The organism is Dyella sp. 01N36, assembly GCF_056399745.1.
This window is the reverse complement of the sequence record NZ_JBFTRY010000342.1, coordinates 1-1,890: the sequence shown is the minus strand read 5'-3', so window position 1 is coordinate 1,890 and position 1,890 is coordinate 1. Positions and strand designations below refer to the sequence as shown.

Below are 1,890 nucleotides of genomic sequence, written 5' to 3'. Positions count from 1 at the left end.
GCCCTGGGCCACGTCGGCGTCCCGCAACATGCCTTGCTCGTCGAACCCGCGCACCGAGAGCAGCCGGCGACGCAATTGATCGGGCACTTCATCGATGCGGTCGTATTGTTGTTCGCCTTCGCGGATGTAGATCGCATGGGTCGAACGAAACGGCGAGTTGGCCGGTTGGTGTTCATAGTTGAGCAGGACCAGCGGCTGCCCGGGTTCGGCATCGGTAAGGCTGATGCGGCACGGATAGCCGTGGGGCTGATCGGCCACCACGCGCATGGCCTGGCGCTGGGCTAGAGCTTCGTCGGACAGCGAAAACAGTTCGGCAAACGGTTCGGCGGGCAGGCCGGAAAGACGGAAATGCATGACGGAGCTCCTGGGATTGGACGGCTCCCAGCGTCGCGCGATCAAGCCTTTCCGGCCATCCGATTCTTGCGCCTGCTGGCTCAGTCGACGCGAAACACCTGCACGCCTTCGCACTCCGGGCAACGGTAGCTTTGCAGTTCCGTGCGCTGTTCCTGCGACCACCGCTGCGCTTCGGCGGGCAGCGGATCGTAGCGTTCCATTTCCACGCTCTCGCCTGTGCTGGAGCAGGTTTCGCACAGCACCGGGCCGTCAGGCAGCAGGCGATAGGTTTGGCTCTCGGCCATGGCGGTTCTCCGGACGTCACTGAAGCGACGAAAGTAGCGCCGGTGTCGTGCAGGCTGCGTCGAAGCGGGATAAACGCCGCTGGCCGCCAACTTCAATCGGTGTCGTCATCCTGTACAGGTTCGGACGCCTCGCGCTTGAGGCGGCCCTGCTTGCGCAAGGCCTCGCGCAGTACGAATTCGATCTGCGCGTTGACGCTGCGCAGATCATCGTCGGCCCAGCGCTGCATGGCTTCAAGCACGGCAGCGCTGATACGCAGTGGATAAGCCTTTTTCTCAACCGCCATAGAGTGTGCCGGCATTCACCACCGGTTGCGTGGAACGATCGCCGCACAACACTACCAGCAGGTTGCTGACCATGGCGGCTTTGCGCTCTTCGTCCAGCTCCACCACGCCCTGCGATTTGAGCTTGTCCAGCGCCATCGCCACCATGCCTACAGCGCCTTCCACGATGCGTTCGCGCGCGGCCACGATGGCGTTGGCCTGCTGGCGCTGCAGCATGGCCTGGGCGATTTCCTGGGCATAGGCGAGGTGGCTGATGCGCGCTTCGATCACGTGCACGCCGGCTTTTTCCAGGCGCGCCTGGATTTCATCGCGCAGGTGATTGTTGATGACCTCGCCGTGGCTGCGCAGCGAAGGCTTGCCGTCGTCGTGCGCATCGTACGGGTAGTTCTGGGCCATCTGGCGCAAAGCCGATTCGCTCTGGATGTTCACGAAGTTCTCGTAGTCGTCCACGCAGAACACCGCTTCGGCCGTATCGATCACTTCCCACACCACCACGGCAGCGATCTCGATGGGATTGCCGTCGCTATCGTTGACCTTGAGCTTGCTGCTTTCGAAGTTGCGCACGCGCAGCGAGACGCGGCGGCGGCTGCAGAACGGGTTGGTCCAGCGCAGGCCTTCCTCGCGCACGGTGCCGTGGTATTTGCCGAACAACTGCAGCACCTGGCCTTCGTTCGGGGCCACCTGGAAGAAGCCCTTGGCCATGAAGCCGGCGAGCAGGTGGATGGCGATGCCCAGGCCGATCGCGACGACGACCGGTGCCTCGTGCACCAGACCGTAGCCTTCCAGCGCCAGGCCGAGGGCGCCGAGGAGTAGCACGAAGAAGACCGTGGGGATGCCGGCGGTCGAAAAGCCTTGCTGTTCGTTCATGGGGGTTCCTCCCTGGGAGCGGCAATTAGATATCAAAATGATATCTAATTCAAGGAGGGGTCAATCTCGTGTGGCGACTGTGCCGCTCATGGTGGCCGCGGTC

Annotated in this window: 4 protein-coding genes; all 4 read right to left on the bottom strand. The window is 63.0% G+C overall.

Features of this window, described 5'->3' with window-relative positions:
- A partial coding sequence (locus tag AC1DMG_RS21895) for a DUF1203 domain-containing protein (protein WP_477181127.1) occupies positions 1–354 on the bottom strand: 354 nt, incomplete at its 3' end.
- 80 nt (positions 355–434) lie between these two features.
- Entirely contained in the window at positions 435–638 is a 204-nt protein-coding gene (locus tag AC1DMG_RS21890) for a hypothetical protein (RefSeq protein ID WP_441604190.1), read from the bottom strand.
- A 92-nt stretch (positions 639–730) separates the two neighbouring features.
- Positions 731–922 (bottom strand): type II toxin-antitoxin system antitoxin, encoded by a 192-nt coding sequence (locus AC1DMG_RS21885; RefSeq protein ID WP_121878824.1) that lies wholly within the window; start codon positions 920–922, stop codon positions 731–733.
- Positions 912–1,787, bottom strand: a complete 876-nt coding sequence (locus AC1DMG_RS21880) for an SPFH domain-containing protein (RefSeq protein WP_441604189.1) — start codon at positions 1,785–1,787, stop codon at positions 912–914. The genes AC1DMG_RS21885 and AC1DMG_RS21880 overlap by 11 nt, the downstream gene beginning before the upstream one ends.
- Positions 1,788–1,890: the final 103 nt, after the last annotated feature.

Coding starts and splice junctions, on each gene's coding strand:
- AC1DMG_RS21890 (WP_441604190.1), bottom strand. CDS start 638: ATGGCCGAGAGCCAAACCTATCGCCTGCTGCCTGACGGCCCGGTGCTG.
- AC1DMG_RS21885 (WP_121878824.1), bottom strand. CDS start 922: ATGGCGGTTGAGAAAAAGGCTTATCCACTGCGTATCAGCGCTGCCGTG.
- AC1DMG_RS21880 (WP_441604189.1), bottom strand. CDS start 1,787: ATGAACGAACAGCAAGGCTTTTCGACCGCCGGCATCCCCACGGTCTTC.